At 69.0% G+C, this 21891-nt stretch carries 24 protein-coding genes, 2 pseudogenes and 2 other annotated features; of the genes and pseudogenes, 11 read left to right on the forward strand and 15 right to left on the reverse strand.

The features are described 5' to 3' along the window. Positions 1-94: 94 nt before the first annotated feature. From DA075_RS27600 to DA075_RS27615, 4 genes are all read right to left on the reverse strand, one after another. Entirely contained in the window at positions 95-697 is a 603-nt protein-coding gene (locus DA075_RS27600) for an SOUL family heme-binding protein (RefSeq protein WP_099955949.1), read from the reverse strand. A gap of 4 nt (positions 698-701) precedes the next feature. After that, on the reverse strand, positions 702-1352 hold the full coding sequence (locus DA075_RS27605) for an NAD(P)-dependent oxidoreductase (RefSeq protein ID WP_099955950.1): 651 nt from the start codon (positions 1350-1352) through the stop codon (positions 702-704). A gap of 201 nt (positions 1353-1553) precedes the next feature. After that, the gene (locus tag DA075_RS27610; protein WP_099955951.1) at positions 1554-2270 is read right to left on the reverse strand and encodes a PhoH family protein; all 717 of its coding nucleotides are present in this window, start codon (positions 2268-2270) and stop codon (positions 1554-1556) included. A 432-nt stretch (positions 2271-2702) separates the two neighbouring features. Then, the gene (locus DA075_RS27615) at positions 2703-5045 is read right to left on the reverse strand and encodes an ATP-dependent helicase (protein WP_099955952.1); all 2343 of its coding nucleotides are present in this window, start codon (positions 5043-5045) and stop codon (positions 2703-2705) included. Between the two features lie 174 nt (positions 5046-5219). Between DA075_RS27615 and DA075_RS27620 the strand changes: the two genes are divergently transcribed. Then, positions 5220-5468 (forward strand): hypothetical protein, encoded by a 249-nt coding sequence (locus tag DA075_RS27620; RefSeq protein ID WP_099955953.1) that lies wholly within the window; start codon positions 5220-5222, stop codon positions 5466-5468. A 22-nt stretch (positions 5469-5490) separates the two neighbouring features. Here DA075_RS27620 and DA075_RS27625 read toward each other — a convergent pair whose 3' ends face one another. Then, on the reverse strand, positions 5491-6054 hold the full coding sequence (locus DA075_RS27625; protein WP_099955954.1) for a thioesterase family protein: 564 nt from the start codon (positions 6052-6054) through the stop codon (positions 5491-5493). 230 nt (positions 6055-6284) lie between these two features. On the opposite strand from DA075_RS27625, the gene DA075_RS27630 reads away from it, so the two are divergent. After that, a complete protein-coding gene (locus DA075_RS27630; RefSeq protein ID WP_099955955.1) occupies positions 6285-7703 on the forward strand; it encodes an FAD-binding oxidoreductase in 1419 nt (472 codons plus the stop codon). A gap of 557 nt (positions 7704-8260) precedes the next feature. On the opposite strand, the gene DA075_RS27635 is transcribed toward DA075_RS27630, so the two are convergent. Beyond that, a complete protein-coding gene (locus tag DA075_RS27635) occupies positions 8261-9283 on the reverse strand; it encodes a site-specific integrase (RefSeq protein ID WP_099955956.1) in 1023 nt (340 codons plus the stop codon). Between the two features lie 59 nt (positions 9284-9342). Here DA075_RS27635 and DA075_RS27640 point away from each other — a divergent pair. After that, positions 9343-10571, forward strand: a protein-coding gene (locus DA075_RS27640) for an IS3 family transposase (RefSeq protein WP_099952597.1) whose coding sequence is annotated in 2 segments (ribosomal slippage) — positions 9343-9637 and positions 9637-10571 — 1230 coding nt in all. Because the reading frame shifts where the segments join, the coding sequence is not laid out codon by codon here. Beyond that, positions 9624-9740: a sequence feature (AL1L pseudoknot), on the forward strand. It overlaps the preceding gene by 117 nt. A gap of 36 nt (positions 10572-10607) precedes the next feature. Here DA075_RS27640 and DA075_RS36780 read toward each other — a convergent pair. From DA075_RS36780 to DA075_RS36130, 4 genes are all read right to left on the reverse strand, one after another. After that, the gene (locus DA075_RS36780; protein WP_164712171.1) at positions 10608-10784 is read right to left on the reverse strand and encodes a hypothetical protein; all 177 of its coding nucleotides are present in this window, start codon (positions 10782-10784) and stop codon (positions 10608-10610) included. Between the two features lie 229 nt (positions 10785-11013). After that, on the reverse strand, positions 11014-11235 hold the full coding sequence (locus tag DA075_RS27645; protein WP_099955957.1) for a hypothetical protein: 222 nt from the start codon (positions 11233-11235) through the stop codon (positions 11014-11016). 8 nt (positions 11236-11243) lie between these two features. Further along, positions 11244-11678, reverse strand: a complete 435-nt coding sequence (locus tag DA075_RS27650) for a hypothetical protein (RefSeq protein ID WP_099955958.1) — start codon at positions 11676-11678, stop codon at positions 11244-11246. Between the two features lie 5 nt (positions 11679-11683). Further along, complete coding sequence (locus DA075_RS36130; RefSeq protein WP_123834454.1) at positions 11684-12196, reverse strand: hypothetical protein; 513 nt, start codon at positions 12194-12196, stop codon at positions 11684-11686. A gap of 297 nt (positions 12197-12493) precedes the next feature. Between DA075_RS36130 and DA075_RS36135 the strand changes: the two genes are divergently transcribed. Further along, positions 12494-13039 carry a hypothetical protein gene (locus DA075_RS36135; RefSeq protein ID WP_123834456.1) on the forward strand — a complete coding sequence of 182 codons (546 nt, stop codon included), beginning with the start codon at positions 12494-12496 and terminating at the stop codon, positions 13037-13039. Between the two features lie 50 nt (positions 13040-13089). Here DA075_RS36135 and DA075_RS27655 read toward each other — a convergent pair whose 3' ends face one another. The 4 genes and pseudogenes from DA075_RS27655 to DA075_RS36785 form a co-directional block, all read right to left on the reverse strand. Beyond that, on the reverse strand, positions 13090-13383 hold the full coding sequence (locus tag DA075_RS27655; protein ID WP_099955959.1) for a hypothetical protein: 294 nt from the start codon (positions 13381-13383) through the stop codon (positions 13090-13092). Continuing rightward, on the reverse strand, positions 13383-13676 hold the full coding sequence (locus DA075_RS27660; protein ID WP_099955960.1) for a hypothetical protein: 294 nt from the start codon (positions 13674-13676) through the stop codon (positions 13383-13385). The genes DA075_RS27655 and DA075_RS27660 overlap by 1 nt, the downstream gene beginning before the upstream one ends. Before the next feature lie 249 nt (positions 13677-13925). Further along, positions 13926-14189 (reverse strand): annotated as a pseudogene (locus DA075_RS27665) (trna delta -isopentenylpyrophosphate transferase); the annotation flags it as partial. Continuing rightward, entirely contained in the window at positions 14189-14452 is a 264-nt protein-coding gene (locus DA075_RS36785; RefSeq protein WP_099955961.1) for a hypothetical protein, read from the reverse strand. The pseudogene DA075_RS27665 and the gene DA075_RS36785, both read right to left, overlap by 1 nt. Here DA075_RS36785 and DA075_RS27675 point away from each other — a divergent pair. From DA075_RS27675 to DA075_RS37780, 3 genes and pseudogenes are all read left to right on the forward strand, one after another. Continuing rightward, positions 14367-15080 (forward strand): DUF2163 domain-containing protein, encoded by a 714-nt coding sequence (locus tag DA075_RS27675; RefSeq protein ID WP_244936641.1) that lies wholly within the window; start codon positions 14367-14369, stop codon positions 15078-15080. The two genes, DA075_RS36785 and DA075_RS27675, sit on opposite strands and share 86 nt — an antisense overlap. Then, positions 15077-15538 (forward strand): C40 family peptidase, encoded by a 462-nt coding sequence (locus tag DA075_RS27680; protein ID WP_099955963.1) that lies wholly within the window; start codon positions 15077-15079, stop codon positions 15536-15538. The genes DA075_RS27675 and DA075_RS27680 overlap by 4 nt, the downstream gene beginning before the upstream one ends. A gap of 530 nt (positions 15539-16068) precedes the next feature. After that, positions 16069-16695 (forward strand): annotated as a pseudogene (locus DA075_RS37780) (phage tail protein); the annotation flags it as partial. A 52-nt stretch (positions 16696-16747) separates the two neighbouring features. Here DA075_RS37780 and DA075_RS27690 read toward each other — a convergent pair. Next, a protein-coding gene (locus tag DA075_RS27690; RefSeq protein ID WP_099952597.1) for an IS3 family transposase occupies positions 16748-17976 on the reverse strand; the annotation gives its coding sequence in 2 pieces (ribosomal slippage) (positions 16748-17682 and positions 17682-17976; 1230 coding nt in all). Further along, positions 17579-17695 (reverse strand) — a sequence feature (AL1L pseudoknot). (Overlaps the previous gene by 117 nt.) Positions 17977-18031: 55 nt before the next feature. Here DA075_RS27690 and DA075_RS27695 point away from each other — a divergent pair. The 4 genes from DA075_RS27695 to DA075_RS27710 all read left to right on the forward strand — a co-directional run bounded on the left by DA075_RS27695 (position 18032) and on the right by DA075_RS27710 (position 21858). Beyond that, entirely contained in the window at positions 18032-18988 is a 957-nt protein-coding gene (locus tag DA075_RS27695) for a GTA baseplate fiber-binding domain-containing protein (RefSeq protein WP_099955965.1), read from the forward strand. Continuing rightward, on the forward strand, positions 18985-20577 hold the full coding sequence (locus tag DA075_RS36790; RefSeq protein WP_164712497.1) for a hyaluronate lyase N-terminal domain-containing protein: 1593 nt from the start codon (positions 18985-18987) through the stop codon (positions 20575-20577). The genes DA075_RS27695 and DA075_RS36790 overlap by 4 nt, the downstream gene beginning before the upstream one ends. A 7-nt stretch (positions 20578-20584) precedes the next feature. Beyond that, on the forward strand, positions 20585-21184 hold the full coding sequence (locus DA075_RS27705; RefSeq protein ID WP_099955966.1) for a hypothetical protein: 600 nt from the start codon (positions 20585-20587) through the stop codon (positions 21182-21184). Between the two features lie 98 nt (positions 21185-21282). Then, positions 21283-21858 carry a glycoside hydrolase family 108 protein gene (locus DA075_RS27710; protein ID WP_099955967.1) on the forward strand — a complete coding sequence of 192 codons (576 nt, stop codon included), beginning with the start codon at positions 21283-21285 and terminating at the stop codon, positions 21856-21858. The last annotated feature ends 33 nt before the right edge of the window (positions 21859-21891 follow it).

Consider the following 21891-nt stretch of genomic DNA (forward strand, 5'->3'; position numbering starts at 1 on the left):
GACGTCGAGCCACCCTCACTCCTGACCCCTCTCCCACACGGGAGATGGGGACGCGCTATCCTTTTGAACGTCATCGCACGTCAATATCGAACGATCACGACCCCAACCGCGCCGCCACCTCGTTGCGCCGCAGAAATGGAAGCGCGAAGGGCGGGTCATAGCCCATGAAGAACGGCGCCGCCGCCGGGCTCCGTCCCGCCTTGCGCAGCACCTCGGTCAGGATCCTCTCCTGCTCGGCCCGGATCTCTGGCGTGATGCGGCCGGAGAAGCGCAGGGCCGCGATCCGCTCCGGCGGCACCTGGACGAGCCGCACGCCGGGCTCGGTCGGCTCCGGCGCGCCGGCCGCCGCGACGGCGTGCGGCAGGAAGAACCGCATCGTCCCGCCGGTCCCCTGCTCCACCGGCACCGTCATGGCGATGCGCTGGCCGCCGGCCTCCACGGGTGCCGTCATGGCGATGCGGTCGCCAGCCTGGTTCGCCCCGGTGATGTAGCGAAAGAGGCGCCCGAACGCCTCGCCGTCGCCCTGGCCGCGCGCGTCGGTCTCGACCGCCACACGCCCTTCATAGGCGCGGATCTCGACGCCGCGGTCGAGCGTCTCGACCACCGCGTAGCGGGGCTGATCGTAGAACGACCGGATGCCGAACACGCCGAGGACCGATTCGATCAGCGTGACGGCATAGTAGAGGATCTTGTCCATGGGATCAGACCGGGAGCGGGTGGCTGATCAGCACGACGGCGCGCCGGACATGCTCGCCGCTCTCGATCTCCCGGGTGATGAACTGCGCCACGTCCGCCCGGGCGATCAGCCCATTCTTCCAGGAGGACGGCCGGTCGAGCACCTGGTAGCGCCCGGTCGCAGGCCCGCCGGTGAGCACGCCGGGGCGGACGAAGGTCCAGTCGAGGGTGCTGCGGCGGATGCGCATTTCCTGCGCATCCTTGTCGTCATAGGCACGGCCGAAGACGAGGCGGAACGGCAGCCGTTGCAGCGGACCGATCGCCGAGCGGCTGTCGCCGGTGCCGAAGCCGGTCACCGCCACCAGCCGGCGCACGCCCGCCGCCTCCATCGCCGGAACCAGCACGTTGGTGGCGTCCGAGAAGAGCCGCACCGTCCCGAACAGGTCGCGGAACGGCACGCCGAGGGCCTGCACCACGGCATCGATCCCGTCGAGCGCCCCGGCGATGTCGGGAGCCGACAGGGCGTCGCCGGGAAACCGTTCGAGATTCGGGTCTGACAGCGCGATCTTGCCCGCCGAGCGGGCGAAGGCCCGCACCCGATGCCCCGCGGCAAGCGCGGCCTTGACGGTCTCCAGGCCGATGCCCTGGCTGGCGCCGATGACGAGGAGATGAGCCATGGATGCGTCCTGGGTCAGCGTAAGGAGGCGGTCGACCCTAGGAAGCGTTCGGGCGTGCGATGGTTGCTGGCGCCAGGGCAGATTTCGGGGGTTGCGATGATGTGCCCGGGAAGAGGGCGGCCAGACGCTACGGCCATCGGGATCGGAGTGACGCGCCTGAAACGACCTGCCCGGCCCTCCGGCCGGGCAGGCGTCGCGATCTCAGACCCGCGCCTCCTCGAAGGCCCGTACCCATTCGGCGCAGATCCCTGAGCGCACGATGTCGTCCAGGCCGAACTCGACGATCGGGATCGGCATCATCCGGCTCTTGACCAGATGGATCACGGTGCGCAGGCCCGAGGTCTCGCGCAGGTCGGTCTGGGACACGTCGCCGTTGATGATGACCTGGGTGTCGTCGCCGATCCGGGTCAGGAACATCTTGATCTCGGCCGGGGTGGTGTTCTGGGCCTCGTCGAGGATCACCAGGCAGTTCTTGAAGGTGCGTCCGCGCATCACCTCGAAGGGGACGACCTCGATCTCGCGGGCCTTGACGGCGATCTCGAAGGCGCCGTCGCCCATGCGCTCCTTCATGGTCTCGGTGAGGGGGGCGACCCAGGGCGCGATCTTCTCCTCGAGGCTGCCGGGGAAGAAGCCGAGGGATCGGCCGGAGGGCACGTTCGGCCGGGTGATCACCACCTTGGCGACGCGGCGCTGGCGCAGCAGGTCTGCGGCGCGGGTTCCGGCGATGTAGGTCTTGCCGGTGCCGGCGGGGCCGAGAACGATGACTTGCGGGTGGGACCCGAGGGCTTCCAGATACTCGGCCTGGCGGGCCGTCATCGGCTGGATCGGTGGCGGGTTGCGCTCTTCCTCGAAGCGAGTGCGGTGCACCCGGATCGGGCGGTCATCAACCAGTTCAAGTCGTGCGCGTCGTCTCTTCACGGATCAACACTCCCACTGGACTTGCGGTGCCGATTATCGTGTGCCCTCTCGTGTCCCAGATCTCCTTTGGTCTTGTGACGACTCAAAGCCTCATCGGCCGCAACGGTTCCGGTCGGGGTTGACGCAGGCGGTGGACAAGTCCGCCTGTTTCATCCGACAGGGTAAGCAGCCGATGATGAACGAGCAATTGTCGCGCCGCACCATGCCCCTGCGAAACCGGAGGGGCATCGTACGGAGCGACGAATTGTGATGAAAACCACACAGAGGTGGAGTGAGCCGACGCTGGAGGATGGGCGGCGTCGGCGCGGACCGTGAGGACCGGCTGGCCGGATGAGCTCGCCACCTGATCGCCGCTCCCGGTTGGCCCGCATACGGGAGCGAGGTCCCGCAGACGGAACGTAGATCCCGCAGACGGGCGCCCGCGGGACCGCTTCAGCCCGGCTGGACGAAGCTGTCGAGGACCATCTTCCGGCCGGCCTTGTCGAAGTCAACGGTGAGCTTGTTGCCGTCGACGGCCGCCACCGAGCCCGGTCCGAATTTGGTGTGGAAGATGCGTGCGCCGGGCTCGAAGGCCGACGGCGTGCCGGTGGATTTGGCCACCAGCGTGCCCTCGATCTGCTGCGGCCCGCGCCGGCCGGGCGCCGCACTGCGCCCGCCCCCGCCGAACCGGTCCTGGGCGGCGGCCTGGGCCTGAGCCCGCTGCCAGCCCGGGGTGGAGTAGGACGAGCCGAAGGCCGGCGCCTGCCGGTCGAACCGCGACGGGCCCTGCGAGAAGCTCGCGGGCGCGTCGAGCACCGCGACGCTGGCCTCGGGCAGCTCGTCGATGAATCGGCTCGGCACGGTCGAGGACCACAGGCCGTGGATGCGCCGGTTGACCGCGAAGGAGATCTTGGCCCGCTTGCGCGCCCGGGTCAGGCCGACATGGGCGAGGCGCCGCTCCTCCTCCAGCCCCGCCCGACCGCTCTCGTCGAGGGCGCGCTGGTTCGGAAAAAGGCCGTTCTCCCAGCCGGGAAGAAAGACGGTGTCGAACTCGAGGCCCTTCGCCGCGTGGAGCGTCATCAGGCTCACCCGGTCGCCGCCCTCGGCCTCGTTGGCATCCATGACCAAAGAGACGTGTTCGAGGAAGCCGGCGAGGTCCGGGAACTCCTCCATCGAGCGCACCAGCTCCTTCAGGTTCTCCAGCCGGCCGGCGGCGTCGGCGGTGCGCTCCTTCTGCCACATCTCGGTGTAGCCGGATTCCTCCAGGATCGTCTGCGCCACCTCGGTGTGCGGCTGGTCCTCCAGGAGCTTGGCCCAGCGGGAAAAGCTCTGGCACAGGGCGCGCAGGGTCGAGCGGGGCTTGGGCTTCAGCTCCTCGGTCTCGCTCATCATGCGGGCGGCCTGGAGCAGCGGCACCTTGGCGCGCCGCGCCAGGCCGTGCAGCGCCTGGAGCGTCGCGTCGCCCAAGCCCCGCTTCGGCGTGTTGAAGATCCGCTCGAAGGCGAGGTCGTCAGAGCCGTTGGCGACGATGCGCAGGTAGGCCAGGGCGTCGCGGATCTCGGCCCGCTCGTAGAAGCGCGGGCCGCCGACCACCCGGTAGGGCAGGCCGAGCTGGACGAAGCGGTCCTCGACCTCGCGCATCTGCGCCGAGATGCGCACCAGCACGGCGATCTCCGACAGCGCGTGGCCCTTGGCCTGCAGGCTCTCGATCTCCTCGCAGACGAGGCGCGCCTCCTCCTCCGAATCCCAGGCGCCGGTGACCGTGACCTTCTCGCCCTCCGGGCTGTCGGTGCGCAGGGTCTTGCCGAGGCGGCCCTCGTTATGGGCGATCAGCACCGAGGCGGCGGCCAGAATGTGGCCGGTCGAGCGGTAGTTGTTCTCCAGCCGCACCACCAGCGCGCCGGGGAAGTCGTGCTCGAAGCGCAGGATGTTGTCGACCTCGGCACCGCGCCAGCCATAGATCGACTGGTCGTCGTCGCCGACGCAGGCGACGTTGCGGTGGCCCTGCGCCAGCAGGCGCAGCCAGAGATACTGGGCGACGTTGGTGTCCTGATACTCGTCGACCAGGATGTAGCGGAACCGCTGCTGGTAATTGGTCAGCACATCCGGGTTCTCGCGCCACAGCCGAAGGCAGAGCAGCAGCAGGTCGCCGAAATCGACCGCGTTCAGTGCCCGCAAGCGCTCCTGATAGGCGGCGTAGAGCGTTCCGCCCTTGCCGAAGCCGAAGGCGCCGGCCTCGCCCGCCGGCACCTGCTCGGGGCCGAGGCCGCGGTTCTTCCAGCCGTCGATCGTGCCGGCGAGGCTGCGGGCGGGCCAGCGCTTCTCGTCGAGGTCGGCGGCGGCGATCACCTGCTTCAGCAGCCGGAGCTGGTCGTCGGTGCCGAGGATCGTGAAGTCGGAGCGCAGGCCCACCAGCTCGGCGTGGCGGCGCAGGATCTTGGTGCCGATGGCGTGGAAGGTGCCGAGCCACGGCATCCCCTCCCCGGCCGGGCCGATGAGGGCGCCGATGCGCTCCTTCATCTCCCGGGCGGCCTTGTTGGTGAAGGTCACCGCCAGGATGTCGAAGGGCCGGGCGCGGCCGGTGGCGATCAGGTGGGCGATGCGGGTGGTGAGCACCCGGGTCTTGCCGGTCCCGGCGCCGGCGAGCACCAGCACCGGCCCTTCCGTCGCCTCGACGGCGCGGCGCTGCTCGGGGTTGAGCCCCGTGAGATAGGGCGCGTCCTGGGGCACCACCGCAGCGCGGGCGCGGGCGGAGATCGAGGTGGGGGCGGTCCCGGCCGGGAAGTCGCGAGTCATGCCCGCATCACTGGACCAAAACGCGAACGGCGTCGAGAGCGGTGGGCGCATCCCTCTTTCGCCGAGCACCGCACCCTTGTACCGCACCCTTGTACCGCACCCTCGCACCGGAACCTTGCAGGAACCTCGGCGTCGTCCCTCACGGACAGGCCATCGGTTTTCGAAAGGTATCCCATGCGCGCCCACAGCCTCCTGATCCTGGCGCTCGTCGCCATGCCGTTCCCGGCGCTGGCGCAGAATCAGGTTCCCGCCAACCGCTCCCAGCAATCCGTCGAGGGGATCAACCGCTCGATCGAATCGCGGGCCGAGTCACGCAGCATCCAGCAGCAGAACCGGTTCGAGACCAACCAGCTTCAGGGCCAGATCCAGCGCCAGCAGAGCCTGCCGCCGCCGCCGGCGCCGATCATCGTGCCGGGTCGCTGACCCGTCACGGGTCGCCGACCCGTCAGTGCCTCACCCGGGCGCCGGCAGCCGCGAAGGCCATGGTGTCCGGCCGGGCATGGCCGCGGGCCGGGACGCCGATCACCCGGCCGAGATCGTCGGGCCGCGGCAGCCGGGCATGCGAGCCGAGCATGACCGAGAGATTGGCCTGGATGTCCTCCGGGAACGGCGCCACGCGCCGCGTCGCCGGATCGACGTGGAGGGACAGGTTCTCGGAGGTGGCGGCGACCCAGCCCTCGGTGGCGTGGCGGATCTCGGAGTAGAAGTGGATCCGCTTCTCGTCGAAGGCGATGAGCTGCAGCGTCACCCGCACGGGATCGTCCAGGATCAGCTCGCGGCGGTAGCGCACATGGACCTCGGCCGCGAAGGTCGTGCCGCGACCGGTCTCCATGTAGTCGGGCCCGAGGCCGACGACGCCGAACGCCTCGTCCACCGCCCGGTCGAACAGGACGTGGTAATACGCCATGTTCAGGTGGCCGTTGTAATCGATCCAGCCCGGCTCGATCGCCATCGTGGACGACACGAACGGCGCGAAGAAGAAGACCGAGGCGGGACGGTCGTCAGCCATTGTGGGGCTCCCGGTGAGCGCAGGCGGGATGACAAGGGCGCCCTGGGACGTACCACGCTTGGGTGAGGGATGCATCCCCGGATGCCTTGCACCTTGGGGCAAGGTGCCAGCCACGGAGCGCACTTCTCCGTGACCGGGCCTCCGGATATGCCGGCCGGGACACGGCTGCTAGAGTGGCCGGCAAAAGGCCGGTCCCGTCCGGTCGCCAGAGAACGTCCGGGAGACCCGCCATGAACGCCCCGAGCCCCGCCCCGTCGCGCGAGCGCCCTGGTCCCGAGACCGTGGACGCCGTCATCCGCGAGCTGACCGCGCAGTTCGGCAACCGCGTCGTCACCTCGCAGGCGGTGCGCGAGCAGCATGCCAGCACCCTGACCTGGGTCGCCAACCAGCCGCCGGACGCGGTGGTCTATGCCCAGAGCACCGAGGACGTGCAGGCGATCGTGCGTGTCTGCGCCGCCCACAAGATGCCGGTCGTCGCCTTCGGCACCGGCACCTCGCTCGAGGGCCACGTCAACGCGCCGTTCGGCGGCATCTCGATCGACATGAGCGGGATGAACAAGGTGCTGGCGGTCCACGCCGAGGACCTCGACTGCGTGGTCCAGCCCGGCGTGACCCGCAAGGCGGTGAACGAGCACCTGCGCGACCAGGGCCTGTTCTTCCCGATCGATCCGGGCGCCGACGCCTCGCTGGGCGGCATGGCGGCGACCCGGGCGTCCGGCACCAACGCGGTGCGCTACGGCACGATGAAGGACAACGTCCTGTCGCTCACGGCCGTGATGCCGAACGGCGACATCGTTCGCACCAGCCCGCGGGCGCGCAAGACCTCGGCCGGCTACGACCTCACCCGGCTGCTCGTCGGCTCGGAGGGCACCTTCGGCATCATCACCGAATTGACCCTCAAGCTCGCCGGCATCCCGGAGGCGATCTCCGCCGGCGTCTGCCCCTTCCCGAGCATCAAGGCGGCCTGCGACGCCGTCATCGTGACGATCCAGTCCGGCCTGCCGGTGGCGCGGATCGAGCTCCTCGACGAGGTCCAGGTCGCGGCCTGCAACGCCTACTCGAAGCTGACCCTGCCGGAGACCCCCCTGCTCCTGGTCGAGTTCCACGGCACCGACGCCAGCGTGCGCGAGCAGGCCGAGCGCTTCGGCGAGATCGCGGCGGAGTTCGAGGGCGGTCCCTACGAGTGGGCGACGAAGGCCGAAGACCGCACCCGGCTCTGGCAGGCGCGCCACGACGTCTACTGGGCGGCGGTCGGCATGCGGCCGGGGGCGCGGGTCATCGCCACCGACGTCTGCGTGCCGATCTCGCGGCTCGCGGAATGCGTCGACGCGACCAAGCGCGACATCGTCGAGAGCGGCATCACGGCGCCGATCGCCGGCCATGTCGGCGACGGCAACTTCCACACCTCGCCGCTCGTGATGATGGACGATCCCGACGAGATCGCCCGGGTCACCGGCTTCATCGAGCGCCTGGTCGCCCGCGCCATCGCCATGGAGGGCACCTGCACCGGCGAGCACGGCATCGGCCAGAAGAAGATGCGCTTCATGGAGCTGGAGCACGGGCCGGAGGCGCTGAACCTGATGCGGACGCTGAAGCGGGCGATCGACCCGGATAACATCATGAATCCGGGGAAGGTCGTGGCGGTGTAAGCGGCGCCGGATGGAGCCTGCGGACCCCGCGGATGTCTGCGCCCAGGCCAGCATCCGCGGGTGGGTTTCCCGTTCAGGCCGTTTCGCCTCCACGGATCCTCGCGGTTCGGGGCCGGTGCACCGAGACCAAGCGGGACCCCAGGCATGGCAGGCGGGGGCGTGTCCCTCGGAGTGGTGTGGCTGATCGGCAGCGAGAGATCCCGCCTGCGCGCCCTCCAAAGCGCTGGACCAGGCGGGATCCTTGCAGGGCCAAGCCTTGGGCGGTGACGGGTCAGGATCGGGTTGCGGGCACCATGGCTACGTGCCCCTGCCCTACGCCCTCGGCCGTTGTCCGGGACCAACGAGCACCGAACGTTTTTCGGGAGTCTATTCGGAACCCCGTGCACCAGTTAGAAATGCTGGTGCCTTTCGTTCCCCTTCCGTTGCTTTGTCAGAAAGCGACAAAGAGCGATCGCCAAGATACCGATCCGTTGATTTGGATTGGTTTGGAGTGGCGACCCCGGTAGGGCTCGAACCTACGACCTGCCGCTTAGAAGCATTGCGCTCTGTGGTCAGATCTATGCTGTAACATCAAGCACTTGTCCCTTGGTCGTCTTTTTTGTTCGGGAAGCTGTTCGGGACTTTGTGCGACGGGCGGCATCGTCGGCGGCCGTCTCGACCATGGCCTGCCGGAGGTCGTCGAGATCTGCGTGCGCGTATTTCTCGGTCACGCTCAACGCCGAGTGGTTGAGCAGCTTCTGCACCAGCTTGAGGTTCCCGGTTGCCCGGAGCGTGCGTGTCGCGCTCGTGTGGCGCAGGTCGTGCAGCCGAAAGTCGGCGATGCCGGCCTTTGCGAACGAGCGCCGCAGGGCGGTGGACAGGCCGTTGTAGGTGATCGGGTAGCGCTGGCCGCGCACGAACTTCCGGCCCGATGTGGCGCACTTCCTGGTCCGGCGACAGAGATAGGTGAACACCGCTGTCTCGTGCTGATCCCGGAGAGGCCAGAGCAGCGCGTAGAGTTCTGGCGTGATCGGGATGATGTGCGGCTTGTCGCCCTTGCCCATGACGCGGATGACCTCCGCCTCGAAATCCACCTGGCGCCATGTGAGGCTGGCGACCTCTCGCCGGCGCACGCCGGTGATCTGCGCGAACAGCCGCGGCGCGCGATAGTCGTCCCGCTCCGCGTCCTCCAGGCGGGCCTCCTCCTCGTAGTGCAACTCGCGCACACGCTCTCGAGGCTCGGGCAGGCGGTGCTCAGTCCAGTTCGGCTCGTCGGGCAGCGCCACCTTCCACACCTTGCGGGCCCGGGTGAGCACCCGGCGCAGCAGCTCGGGTACGGACCGGTTGACCTGGCCGTTCGAAACCCGGCCGAGTGGCGCCAGCGCCTTGCCGGGGCGCTTCTTCCTGGCCGCGTTCACCTTCTCGTCGGCGCGACGGCGCGCCACCAGGCGAGCCACAAGGTCATCGGTGATGTCGGTCAGGAGGGTGTCCGGCCCGATCCATTCGACCAGGCGAGCCATGTTGCGCTCGGTCTCCCGTGCGGTGGCCGTGTGATCGCCGATCTCGGCGCAGTACCGGCCGGCTGCCACGTCGAAGGTCATCGGGCCCTTTGAACTGCTCCGGGTTTTTCGGAGGCTCCAACTTCTGAGAGGATGGAGCCATGACGAAACGAACAGCCCCGTTTTCCCCTGAGGTGCGTGAACGTGCCGTGCGGATGGTGCGCGAGCACGAGGGCGAGCACGGCTCGCAGTGGTCGGCAATCCAGTCGATTGCCGCCAAGATCGGCTGCTCGGGCGAGACGCTGAGGAACTGGGTGCGCCAGTCCGAGCGGGATCAGGGCGTGCGACCCGGGCAGACGACGGACGAGCGCGAGCGGATCAAGGCGCTGGAGCGAGAGAACCGCGAGCTGCGCCAGGCCAACGAGATCCTGCGCAAAGCGTCGGCGTATTTCGCCATGGCGGAGCTCGACCGCCGGTCACGGCCATGATCAGCTTCATCGACGATCACCGGGAGGTCTACGGGGTCGAGCCGATCTGCAGGGTGCTGCCGATCGCCCCGTCGACCTACTACCTGCATGCGGCCCGACGTGCCGATCCCGAGAAGCAGCCGGTTCGTGCGCGCAGCGACGCCGCGTTGATGATCGAGATCCAGCGCGTGTTCGAGGCCAACTTCTGCGTCTACGGCGTGAGGAAGGTCTGGCGGCAACTGGCCCGGGAGGGGATCGTGACCGCGCGATGCACGGTGGCGCGGCTGATGCGCCGATTGGGCTTGGCGGGGGTGGTGCGTGGCAGGACCGTACGCACCACGATCCCCGACCCGGCCGCTGCCTGCGCTCTCGACCGCGTCAACCGCCACTTCAAGGCTCCCCGGCCGAATGCCTTGTGGGTCAGCGACTTCACCTACGTGCCGACGTGGTCGGGCTTCGTCTATGTGGCCTTCGTCATCGATGTGTTCGCCCGGCGCATCGTCGGTTGGCGGGCCTCACGCAGCGCTCACGCGTGCTTCGTCCTGGATGCTCTGGAACAGGCGCTGCACGAGCGTCGCCCTGGTCAGGGCAGCGGGCTGGTGCATCACTCGGACCGCGGCTCGCAATACTTGGCTCTACGCTATACCGAGCGCCTGGCTGGAGCAGGCATCGAGCCGTCGGTCGGCAGCGTCGGCGACAGCTACGACAATGCCTTGGCGGAGACGATCAACGGCCTGTTCAAGGCAGAGGTCATCCACCGACGCGGACCCTGGCGCTCCTTCGAGGCCGTCGAGTACGCCACCCTGGAGTGGGTCGACTGGTACAACCACCGTCGCCTCCTCGCGCCAATCGGCAACGTCCCTCCCGCCGAGGCCGAAGCGCGCTACTATGCTCACGTCGGCGACCAGGCCTCGGCCGCCTGACCCAAGCCAACAAGCCTCCGAAAAACCCGGAGCGGTTCACTTCGACTGCCGCTTGAGCTTGTCGACGTGCGCCTCGGCCTTCTTGACCTCGTCGCGCTCTACGGCCTCGGCCTGCCGCCTCTCTGTCTGGCCTGTCGATCCGTGAAAGCGACGACCTCCCCTCCGGAAGTCGAAGAGGTAGAACGGCGAGTTCTTTGGCTTGTAGACGGACATTCCTCGCGCGTCCTCTTGTCCAAAAACCCCATCACATCATCAAGCGTGAACTCCCGGTGCTGGCGTCGCTCGCCGAACCCCTTGAGGACATAGCGGATGTTGCCCGCCTGGACGTGCTGGCGGAGGGTCTTGCTATCCATATTTAGCAGGTCGCAGACCGCACTTGCCGGCAGAGTGAGGCGCTGACGAAATGCGATCGCGATGGCATCGGGCACGGCGCGCGGCATGCTCAGGCCCCCTCTCCTGTGTCTGTGGTGACCGGGGCGGCGACCTGCTGCGCCCCTGGCACGGCCCACGGCCACGAGGTCTCGCGGCTCTCGCCCGGGCGGGCCGCCACCTGGCCGGCCCCGCCGCAGGTCCGGCACTGGTCCTGCCGCGTCTCGATGTGTCGGTCCTCGTGGCTGGCCCAGCCGGTGCCGGAGCAGGTGGCGGGGACGGTGATGGTGGGCATGTCCGCTCCTACTGGATGAACGAGACGCAGCCGGCGGCGCAGGCAGCGCGCACGTGGCCGTTGACGGGCGAGCGCTCCCAGCAGACGGGGCCCGCGCACTTCGGGCACGGCACCTCGCCGTGGGTGATGGTCTTGTCGGCCGGGATCGCCGCCATCACCGCGAGCACGCAGCCGAAGCTCTCGTGCATGTCGCACTCGCTGGCCTCGTCCTCCTCGGCCGTCGGCGCGTCCTTGCCTTCGCACAGGAAGGCGGGGTCCGGCGCCGTACAGCAAGGGATGCGCAAGGCCCACCCCACCATCCGGCGCGGGCCGACGCGCTCGACAAGATCGACGCCGGCGCCGCATGGCGGCTGCGCGAGGGCGCCTCGCCAGTGCTTGCAGGTGGCGAGACGTTGCGCGCGGGCGGCGGCGCGGATCGCGTCCCGGTCTACGGTCTCGGGCATGGCGCTCACTCCCCGGCGAAGAGAGGAAGGTCATTGGCCTCATCCCACCCGCGCGTGAAGCGGCCTAGGCCATCAAGTGGCGAGTATTTGCGCTTGATTGTCTGAATTTTCGACACATATAAAATAAACATTATGCCGGGAAGGTGCAAACAAATGATTGTCTTCGTGGCATTGTTGAAAAACGTCAGATGACATATCTTCGATCTTCGCCAAAGACCCAGTGCGCCACTGTTTGGATCGAGGGGGAAATTAAATGCATAGCCTGCAAGGTGACGGATCTTAGATTTTCCGGCGCAATCATAATTATCGATCCAAAAGCTTGCCCGCGCGATCATCTGATCCTTAGCGTTCAGAGTGTCAAAGACTACATTTTCTGCAGTATTATGTGGCGCGGGCAACACGAAATCGCTGTAATTTTTATTTCCAAGCAAGTGACAGCTAATTTCGCATCGCGATCGTGCTGAACCGTCCGCAGATGCGCCGCCCGCGAAGCCGTCGATGATGGAGTCGCGTGACATGTTGCGCCTCAGGTAAGCAGGGGTTGCACGATGCCGTCCGCGTTGACGGGATCGCCGGTCACATGGATTGCCGTCTCGTCGCTGGCCAAGCAGGCCAACGAGGTTGTTGGCGACGAGGGAAATGGGCGCGTTCGCGTCCGCATCTCCCGGCTTGCCCCGGCTGCCGCTCCGTCGACGAATTGCTGCTCGTGTGAGGTCAACCTTACCGCATACCGGTATCATCAAAGCAAAGCTTAAGAAATACCTATGTAACCTTGTCAAACGTGCTAGGATGCCTTTTGTACAATGGAGGTTGTCATGACCAGCCATACACAAGTCGACATGCCCGTTTCCCAAAAAAAGACGGTAATTATATTCACCGCTACGGCCGTAGCGTTGGTTTTTTGTGGTTTACTTCTCTATATCAGGCCAGGAGCGAGGGGGACAAACAGCATGATTGAAGGAGGCGTTGGTGAATTTTCTATATATTTTGCCTTGTTCGTTTTCGCAATTTACATCGCGTTTCTCTCCAAAGATCTTATATATTCTAAATATGTTGTTTCGATTGGCGACCAAGGTATTTTTGATCGCCGTATTTCGACAGACTGGATACCATGGAGCGCTATTCGCGCGGTAAGTATTGTAGATCATTCCTCGCGAAAAATATTGCTGTTCAAAACCTTTCATTCCGATGACATTTCCAAAAATATGAGACGCATGAAGATCAATCATGCTGCTGCTGGAAAGGCTGGAGTGCCAAACGAATTCTTGGTTGAAGCTGATGAGCTGAAGGGTGGATTTACCGCACTGCACAATGCAGTGACCCATTTCCACCAAATCCCGCAGGACGGGCGCTCTCACTGAAGCAGGCATTCGGAGGCCTGCGAAGCTGTCGATGATGAGGTCGCGCGGCATCAGGAGCGTTCCTGGCTGAAGAGGGGGCCGGGGGCGGCCAGCGCGTAGGTGTCGACGCCTGTCGATCGCAGCACGCCGTCGGCGACGAGGCGCTTCACGCGCGAGAGCGAAAGGCTGCGCATGTGGTGGAGCGGATGGCTCGGGTCTGGCATCTGCACGTAGCAGTCCCGTAGGCGGGCCGGTCGGAACAGGCGGCCACCCTCGTGCAGGGAACGCTCAATGTCGTGCCACGCCCGGTCGTCCTGGCGCTTCGTGATGGAGGCGGTGCGCTCGCCAGTCTCGGGAGATGCCATCACGCCCGCCCTCCCCCCGCCGTCTCCGGCAGGCTGTCGATGTTGGCGGGGGTGGTGCGGGCGGCTTCCTCACGCACGAGCTTGAGCCCGAGTTTCGTGTGCACGACGCGCGACGGTGCGCCCGCCTTGCCTTGAACGAGGTGCCGGGCGACGAGGCCCTTGAGGATGCTGTGCGGGATGCCGCTGGGCGAGAGGCCGCCGCCGTTGGTCGCGACGACTTGGCGGAGGACCGCCATCATCGCCTCGGTCGGCGAGCGCTCGACGGGCGTCTCGGGATGGTGGTGGTCACCCACGGCGCGAGCCCTCCGCACCAACCCGCCCCGACGCCCTCGCCTGGGCGCGGCTCATCCCGCCCATGTCGCGAGCAGACTTGGCCTGGGTCATCGGCGGGGCTCCGGAATGTAGAGGGATCGGCGGGGAGGAAGCTGCTTGCTCAGCGGCGCCGTGGCGCGATGCGCAGGCGAGGCGCCCGGGAGCGGCTTGCCGGGTGGCACTGGCTGTTTCGGTTGATGCACGCCGATGAACCGGTCTTCGCGGCGGTTCAGCGCCTCGCCAATCGACCATTCCTGGCGCGTCCCGGCATCGTTCGCCAGCCGCACCTCGCCGGTGACGAGGATCACGGCCTCGTCACGCTCGGCGCGCAGGATCTGGGGCGGCGCGAAGGCGATCTGCGCCTGCGCGGCGATCCGCTCGAGGGTCTTGTGGTAGATGACCGCGGTGCCCTGCACGCGCCAGACGTTGCCGGCCAGCGGCTCGCCGTAGGTCGCCAGGATGTCGGCGATCTGCTTGTCGCTCTCGACGCTCATCAGATGGCCTTCCGATCTTCGCGCAGGGTGACACCGGGCAGGTCCCGGAAGCCGGCGGCGGTGCGGCGCTCGGCCATAGTGGTGAGGTGGCCGATCAGCTCGTCGTGGGCGTTCTCCCAGGCCCAGCGGGCGAAGGCGCGCGGGTCGGTCAGCTCGGCGCGGTAGGTGGTGCGGAGCGTGGTCGCGCGGGCGCCGCCCCGGGCGGCAGCACGATCCTGCTCGGCCCGGTGCGCGGCCCTCGACGTCGACCAGCAGCAGATCACCCTGTCGGCCCGCCCGACGGATCTGATCGGCGGCGTGCCCGCCCTGGTGGCGATCCGCAACGGCGTCCTCGACGGCGCCACGGTCCGGCGGGAGCGTGCCTTCCTGACCGACTGGACCCTGCCGCCGGTCGGCGCGGTGCTGCTGTTCCAGGGCCGCGTCTCGACGGTGGACGCGGTCGGGCGCACTGCCGCCCGGATCACGGTCGCCTCGGACCTCGTGCTGCTCGACGTCGACATGCCGCGCAACGTCTGGCAGCCGACCTGCAACCACGTGCTGTTCGACTCCGGCTGCGGCCTGCCCAAGGAGGCGTTCGGGGCCGCGGGCGCCGCGGGTGCCGGCGCCACCCCGACCCGGATCCCGTGGGCGGGCGCCTCGCCGGCCTATGCGCAGGGCACGCTCACGGTCACGGGCGGGGCGAATGCGGGCGCGACCGCCACCATCAAGGCGGCGGACACCACGGGCCTGACCCTGGCCTATCCGCTCCCGACCGCGCCGGCGCCAGGCGACACCTTCGTGGCCTACCAGGGCTGCGACCACACGCTCGCGACCTGCCGGGCAAAGTTCGCCAACGCGGGCCGGTTCCGGGGATTCCCGTTCGTGCCCACTCCCGAGACGGCGCTCGGATGATCGCAAACCTCAGCGAGGTTCAGGCGCGCGCCCGCGTCGTCGCGGAGGCGCGGCGCTGGATCGGCACGCCCTACCATCCGGGCGCCGACGTCCATGGCGTCGGCGTCGATTGCGGCATGCTGCTGGTGCGGGTCTTCGTCGATACCGGCCTGGTCCCGCCCTTCGACCCGCGGCCCTACCCGCAGGACTGGCACCTCCACCGCGACGACGAGCGCTACCTCGGCTTCCTGCTCGGGCGCACCCGCGAGGTCGCGGCGCCTCGGCCCGGCGACATCGTGATGGTCCGCCAGGGCCGGACCTACTCCCACGGCGGCATCGTCACCGCGCCCGACCCGCTCGTCCTCGTGCACGCCTTCTCGCCCGCGCAGGCGGTGATCGAGGAACCCGTGAGCCGCAACGGGCTGCTGGCACAGCCGCATCGCGCGCCCCGCTTCTTCAGCCTCTGGCGCGCGCCGTGAGCCTGTTCGGAGCCAAGAAGAAACGGGCGGTCACGCCCGACTATACCGGCCTCCAGACGCAGACCGCCTCGAGCGCGCTGCCGGTGGCGATCGTCTACGGCACCAACCGCGCCGCCCCGAACCTGATCTGGCACGACGGCTTCCAGACCCACGCCCAGCGCAGCAAGGCGGCCGGCGGCAAGGGCGGCGGCCAGAAGGCCACCGTCACCGGCACCACCTACTCGACCTGGCTGATGCTCGGCGTCGGCGAGGGGCCGATCCAGGGCATCGGCACGATCTGGAACGGGCAGGCCAGCGCCGCCTATCCGGCCTACGGCCTGAGCCTGATCCCCGGCACGACGCCGCAGGATCCCTGGGCGCCGGCCGCGGTCCGGTATCCCGACGCCGCCCTGGCCTATCCGGGCACCGCCTATGCGGCGTCACCCGCTTTCGACCTCGGCTCATCGGCCGGGATCCCGCAGCTCGCCTTCGAGGTGCGGGGGCGGCTCGTCGGCAGCCCGTCGAGCGCCGACGACGCCGATCCGGCCGCCATGCTGGTCGATTTCCTCACCAACGCGCAGTACGGCACCGGCTTTCCGGCCGCCTCCCTCGATGCGCGCACGATCCTGGGCAGCCCGGGCGACGGGTCCTACCAGACCTACTGTGCGGCTCTGGGCCTGAGCTTGAGTCCGGTCCTCGCCGATCAGGAGACGGCCAGCAGCATCCTGACCCGCTGGCTCCTCCTCACCAACGCCGCCCCGGTCTGGTCGGGCGGCCTGCTCAAGATCGTCCCCTACGGCGACCTGCCGGTCACCGGGACCACGCTCGCCGGCGGCACGGTCACCTTCCAGCCGAACGTGGCGCCGGTCTACGATCTCACCGACGACGATGTCCTGCACGCCGAGGACGAGGATCCGGTCCGCCTCACCCGCAGCGACCCGCACGGCATCCCCAACCTCCAGCGGATCGAGTGCTCCGACCGCGGCCACGCCTACGCGGCCACCACCGTCGAGGCCCACGACCAGGCGGCGATCGAGCGCTTCGGCCTCAAGGCGGGCGCGAGCGTCACGGCCCGGGAGATCTGCGCGCTGCCGGTCGCGGGCCTCGTGGCGCAGCTCCTGCTCCAGCGCGCGCTCTACATCCGCAACACCTACACGTTCCGGCTGTCCTGGGAGTATTGCCTCCTCGAGCTGAACCGCTCCGGGTTTTTCGGAGGCTTGTTGGCTTGGGTCAGGCGGCCGAGGCCTGGTCGCCGACGTGAGCATAGTAGCGCGCTTCGGCCTCGGCGGGAGGGACGTTGCCGATTGGCGCGAGGAGGCGACGGTGGTTGTACCAGTCGACCCACTCCAGGGTGGCGTACTCGACGGCCTCGAAGGAGCGCCAGGGTCCGCGTCGGTGGATGACCTCTGCCTTGAACAGGCCGTTGATCGTCTCCGCCAAGGCATTGTCGTAGCTGTCGCCGACGCTGCCGACCGACGGCTCGATGCCTGCTCCAGCCAGGCGCTCGGTATAGCGTAGAGCCAAGTATTGCGAGCCGCGGTCCGAGTGATGCACCAGCCCGCTGCCCTGACCAGGGCGACGCTCGTGCAGCGCCTGTTCCAGAGCATCCAGGACGAAGCACGCGTGAGCGCTGCGTGAGGCCCGCCAACCGACGATGCGCCGGGCGAACACATCGATGACGAAGGCCACATAGACGAAGCCCGACCACGTCGGCACGTAGGTGAAGTCGCTGACCCACAAGGCATTCGGCCGGGGAGCCTTGAAGTGGCGGTTGACGCGGTCGAGAGCGCAGGCAGCGGCCGGGTCGGGGATCGTGGTGCGTACGGTCCTGCCACGCACCACCCCCGCCAAGCCCAATCGGCGCATCAGCCGCGCCACCGTGCATCGCGCGGTCACGATCCCCTCCCGGGCCAGTTGCCGCCAGACCTTCCTCACGCCGTAGACGCAGAAGTTGGCCTCGAACACGCGCTGGATCTCGATCATCAACGCGGCGTCGCTGCGCGCACGAACCGGCTGCTTCTCGGGATCGGCACGTCGGGCCGCATGCAGGTAGTAGGTCGACGGGGCGATCGGCAGCACCCTGCAGATCGGCTCGACCCCGTAGACCTCCCGGTGATCGTCGATGAAGCTGATCATGGCCGTGACCGGCGGTCGAGCTCCGCCATGGCGAAATACGCCGACGCTTTGCGCAGGATCTCGTTGGCCTGGCGCAGCTCGCGGTTCTCTCGCTCCAGCGCCTTGATCCGCTCGCGCTCGTCCGTCGTCTGCCCGGGTCGCACGCCCTGATCCCGCTCGGACTGGCGCACCCAGTTCCTCAGCGTCTCGCCCGAGCAGCCGATCTTGGCGGCAATCGACTGGATTGCCGACCACTGCGAGCCGTGCTCGCCCTCGTGCTCGCGCACCATCCGCACGGCACGTTCACGCACCTCAGGGGAAAACGGGGCTGTTCGTTTCGTCATGGCTCCATCCTCTCAGAAGTTGGAGCCTCCGAAAAACCCGGAGCGGTTCAAGCCGATGGACGTCGTCACCCTGACCGATCCGGGGCTGGGGCTGGCCCGGACGCCGGTGCGCATCCGCGAGATCGAGGAGGACGAGGCGGGCCTGCTGACGGTCGTGGCGGAGGAGTTCCCCGGCGGCGTCGCGACCGCGCCCCTGTATCCGGTCGCCGGGTCCGCCGGCCGCAGCATCAACCGGGACGTCGCCGCCGCAGCGGTCAACCCGCCGGTGATCGTCGAGCCGCCGCCGGACCTCACCGGCGGCCGGGCCGAGGTGTGGATCGCTGCCTCGGGCGGAAGCGGCGGGGTCGCCGATCCGAACTGGGGCGGGGCCAACGTCTGGATCTCGCGCGATGGCGTGAGCTACGCCGAGATCGGCACCATCACGGCGCCGGCCCGGCACGGCGTCCTGACCGCGCCCCTGCCGGCGCCGGCCGGCCCGAACCCCGACACTGCCAGCACGCTCGCGGTGGACCTCTCCCGATCCGGGGGCGCGCTGGCCGGGGCGAGCCTTGCCGACGCGCAGAACGCGGTCACGCTCGCGCTGGTGGACCACGAGCTCGTCGCCTACGCCGGCGCGACGCTCACCGGCCCGAACGCCTACGCCCTCACCACCCTGATGCGGGGGCTCCACGGCTCGGCGCCGACGGCACATCCGGCCGGAGCTGCCTTCGCACGCCTCGACGACGCGGTGTTCCGCTATGCCCTGCCGGATGCCTGGATCGGGGTGCCGGTCACCGTGAAGCTCCAGAGCTTCAATGTATTCGGCGGCGGCCTACAGGACCTCGCGACCTGCACAGCCTACCCCTACACGCCGACAGGGTCCGGCAGGATCGGTCCCGTCGCGGCCACGCTGGCGGCCGGAAACCCGGTCGATCTCGGCCTCGCCTCGCAGGTCGCAGCACAAGCCGACGATTTCGGCCTCGCCTCCGATCCCTATCCGACCGTCATCGATCTCGGGCTCGCCTCCTCATGAGCATCCGTCTGCAGTTCCTGCGCGAGGCGTGGGCGTTCCTGCGCACTTTCACCGGCCGCCCCGGCGAGGTCGCGGTCGACACGACCAACAACCGCCTCGTCGTGCATGACGGCACCACCCCGGGCGGCTTCCCGACCGTGACCGCGGCGGACCTCAAGACGCTCCAGACCGTGACCCTCCTCGGCCTCGGCACCACCGCCGACGCGCAGAACCCGTTCGCCGCCAAGCTCAACACGGCGCTCTGGACCGCCCTGACGGCGGGCGAAGGCGGGACCGGGGACCTCCGGTACACCCTCAACAAGGAGGCCTCCGGCAACACCCTGTCGCTGCTGCTCCAGTCCGGCTATTCCGGCCGGGCGGAGCTGGGCCTGACCGGCGACGACGACCTGCGGGTGAAGGTCTCGCCCGACGGCAGCACCTGGCGCGAGGCCCTGCGGATCGACCGCGCCACCGGCGGCCTCGACCTCACGGCGGCGGAGGTTTCGGCCCCGGTCGCCGCCACGGTCGACCTCGGGGCGCTGCCCGCCCTCAAGGTGGCGCTCACCGGCACCGGCACCGTCACCAGCTTCGGCACCAGCCCGAACCGGGTGCGGCTCCTGCGCTTCACCGGCGCCGCGACGCTCACCCACAACCCCGCCAGCCTGATCCTGCCGGGGGGCGCGACCCTCGTCACCGCCGCCGGAGACACCGCGCTCGCGACCTCCGACGCCGCCGGCACCTGGACGGTGCGGGACTACGTCCGCGTCTCCGGCAAGCCGGTGACCGGCCCGGCCGCCGCCGACATCACCGACGCCAGCGCGACCGGCCGCAGCGTCCTCACCGGTACGGCGGCGCAGGGCGCGACCGCCTTGGGGCTCGGGACGGGCAACAGCCCGACCCTGGCCGGCGTGATCCTGTCCTCGTCCTCCAGCGCCGACACGGTCCAGATAGCCCGGCTGCTGAGCCCGGCGGCGGCATCGGGCACCTCGTACACGACACTCCGCATCGAGAAGGGCCCGAACTACGGCGGCGAGATCGCCGGCTACCTGACGCAAGGCATCGGCGGCGGCATGAGGCTGTCCGTTCTCAACGGCGCCGGAAACACGGTCGAGGCGCTGCGGTTGGACGGCACGGGAGCGGCGACGTTCGGCGGCGTACTGAACGGAGGGTACGCGACCTTCTCCGGCGTGGCGATCGCAGGTTCTGCCGGCACACAGCGCCGTCTCGTCTGGTCGTCGGGGACAAGCCTGCGCTGGGCGCTTCTCGCGACGGACAACGCCGAGACGGGCAGCAACGCCGGATCGGATCTGTTCTTAGCCCGGTACGCGGATAGCAGCGCTTACCTCGACAGCCCGTTCGTCGTCAGCCGGGCGACCGGTAAAACGTCGCTGTTGTCATTGGCGGTCTCCGGCCCTGTGGCCGTGAGCGGGCCGCTGTCCCTCGGCTTCTACACGGTGGCCACCCTGCCGACCGGCACCTCAGGCACGGTGCTGTACGTTTCCAACGGTCGCAAGGTCGGCGAGGGCGCGGGCGCCGGCACCGGCGTGGTCGCCTACTACTCCAACGGCAACTGGCGGCGGCTGTCGGATGACAGCGCGATCGCGGCGTGAGGGCGTGATGAGTGATCCCTACCTGTACGAGTTCCTGTATCGCGGCCGGCCGGCGGGATCGACCGAGGCGCCGGCCTGGCACGTGGTGCTGGGTCAGCACGTGACGCCGCCGGGTGCGGTTGAGGCGCAGTTCGTGTCGAGCGGGGCGCTCACGCCGGCGCAGGCCGAAGCGGCGGGGTTCCCGCTCTCGGCGGTGCTGGCGGGGATCGACGCGGCGGCGCTCGCAGGGCGCGATGCGGCTTTGGCCGAGGCGGCGGCGGCGCGGCAGGAGCGCGATGCCCTGGCGGCGCAACTCGCGGCGCTGCAAGCCGCGCCGGCTGCGGGCCTACCTGCCGTGTCGGACCGGCAGTTCTTCCAGGCCCTGGCGCAGGCCGGGGCGATCACGCCCGACGAGGCGCTGGCGGCGGTGATGACCGGCACACTGCCGACGCGGATCGAGGCGGCGGTGGCGAACCTGCCGGAGGCGGAGCGCTTCGCCGCCCGGATGCTGGTGTCCGGCGCGACGACGTTCGAGCGCGGGCACCCGATGGTGGCGCGGCTCGGCGCCGCGCTCGGCTACGACGCGGCGGCGCTGGACGCGCTGTGGCGCCAAGCGGCCGCCCTGTGACGGCCGCCCTCTGCAGACAAAGGCCGACTTCGGCCTGATCCGCGCCCGGGCCATCCGGCCGGCGCCGCCGCACCACCCTGCACAATCCGGAGAGACCCATGGCCGCGACGACGTTCGAGCGGGCGCTTTCGCTCGTCCTGATTCATGAAGGCGGATGGTCGGACGACCCGGCCGACCCGGGCGGGGCCACCAACCTCGGGGTGACGATCGGCACGTTGAGCCTGTGGCTCGGCCGGCCGGCGACGCGGGCGGAGGTGCGGGCGCTGACGCCGGCGAGCGTGGCGCCGCTCTACCGTCGCCGGTTCTGGGACGCGATCCAGGGCGATGCGCTGCCGGCGGGGCTCGACTACGCGCTGTTCGACTTCGCGGTGAACAGCGGGCCGAAGCGGGCCGTGATCGGGCTGCAGCGGGCGCTCGGGCTCGCCGATGACGGGCGGCTCGGCCCGGTGACGCTGGCAGCGCTTCAGGGCCGGGACGGGCCGGGGCTGATCGACGCCGTGTGCGACGGGCGGCTGACGTTCCTGCGGGCGCTCTCGACCTGGCCGCGCTTCGGCCGCGGCTGGGGCCGGCGGGTCGAGGAGGTGCGCGCCGCGGCCCTCGGCTTCCAGGCCGCCCCGAACGGAGCCGCCGCGCCGTTCGTGTGCCCCACCTGCGGCAAGCGTGTCGCGGCCTGACCCCCTTTCATACCCCCGTCGTACCAGCTTTCA

Origin of the sequence: Methylobacterium currus, from assembly GCF_003058325.1 — a bacterium.
GTDB lineage: Bacteria > Pseudomonadota > Alphaproteobacteria > Rhizobiales > Beijerinckiaceae > Methylobacterium > Methylobacterium currus.

Bases quoted from the DNA above. Each gene is read 5' to 3' on its own strand.
- DA075_RS27615 (WP_099955952.1), bottom strand. From the start codon at position 5,045: ATGACTCGCGACTTCCCGGCCGGGACCGCCCCCACCTCGATCTCCGCC.
- DA075_RS27650 (WP_099955958.1), bottom strand. From the start codon at position 11,678: ATGCCCGAGACCGTAGACCGGGACGCGATCCGCGCCGCCGCCCGCGCG.
- DA075_RS27625 (WP_099955954.1), bottom strand. From the start codon at position 6,054: ATGGCTGACGACCGTCCCGCCTCGGTCTTCTTCTTCGCGCCGTTCGTG.
- DA075_RS27680 (WP_099955963.1), top strand. From the start codon at position 15,077: ATGATCGCAAACCTCAGCGAGGTTCAGGCGCGCGCCCGCGTCGTCGCG.
- DA075_RS27635 (WP_099955956.1), bottom strand. From the start codon at position 9,283: ATGACCTTCGACGTGGCAGCCGGCCGGTACTGCGCCGAGATCGGCGAT.
- DA075_RS27600 (WP_099955949.1), bottom strand. From the start codon at position 697: ATGGACAAGATCCTCTACTATGCCGTCACGCTGATCGAATCGGTCCTC.
- DA075_RS36790 (WP_164712497.1), top strand. From the start codon at position 18,985: ATGAGCATCCGTCTGCAGTTCCTGCGCGAGGCGTGGGCGTTCCTGCGC.
- DA075_RS36130 (WP_123834454.1), bottom strand. From the start codon at position 12,196: ATGTCACGCGACTCCATCATCGACGGCTTCGCGGGCGGCGCATCTGCG.
- DA075_RS27655 (WP_099955959.1), bottom strand. From the start codon at position 13,383: ATGGCATCTCCCGAGACTGGCGAGCGCACCGCCTCCATCACGAAGCGC.
- DA075_RS36780 (WP_164712171.1), bottom strand. From the start codon at position 10,784: ATGTCCGTCTACAAGCCAAAGAACTCGCCGTTCTACCTCTTCGACTTC.
- DA075_RS27605 (WP_099955950.1), bottom strand. From the start codon at position 1,352: ATGGCTCATCTCCTCGTCATCGGCGCCAGCCAGGGCATCGGCCTGGAG.
- DA075_RS27645 (WP_099955957.1), bottom strand. From the start codon at position 11,235: ATGCCCACCATCACCGTCCCCGCCACCTGCTCCGGCACCGGCTGGGCC.
- DA075_RS27705 (WP_099955966.1), top strand. From the start codon at position 20,585: ATGAGTGATCCCTACCTGTACGAGTTCCTGTATCGCGGCCGGCCGGCG.
- DA075_RS27620 (WP_099955953.1), top strand. From the start codon at position 5,220: ATGCGCGCCCACAGCCTCCTGATCCTGGCGCTCGTCGCCATGCCGTTC.
- DA075_RS27630 (WP_099955955.1), top strand. From the start codon at position 6,285: ATGAACGCCCCGAGCCCCGCCCCGTCGCGCGAGCGCCCTGGTCCCGAG.
- DA075_RS36135 (WP_123834456.1), top strand. From the start codon at position 12,494: ATGACCAGCCATACACAAGTCGACATGCCCGTTTCCCAAAAAAAGACG.
- DA075_RS27695 (WP_099955965.1), top strand. From the start codon at position 18,032: ATGGACGTCGTCACCCTGACCGATCCGGGGCTGGGGCTGGCCCGGACG.
- DA075_RS27710 (WP_099955967.1), top strand. From the start codon at position 21,283: ATGGCCGCGACGACGTTCGAGCGGGCGCTTTCGCTCGTCCTGATTCAT.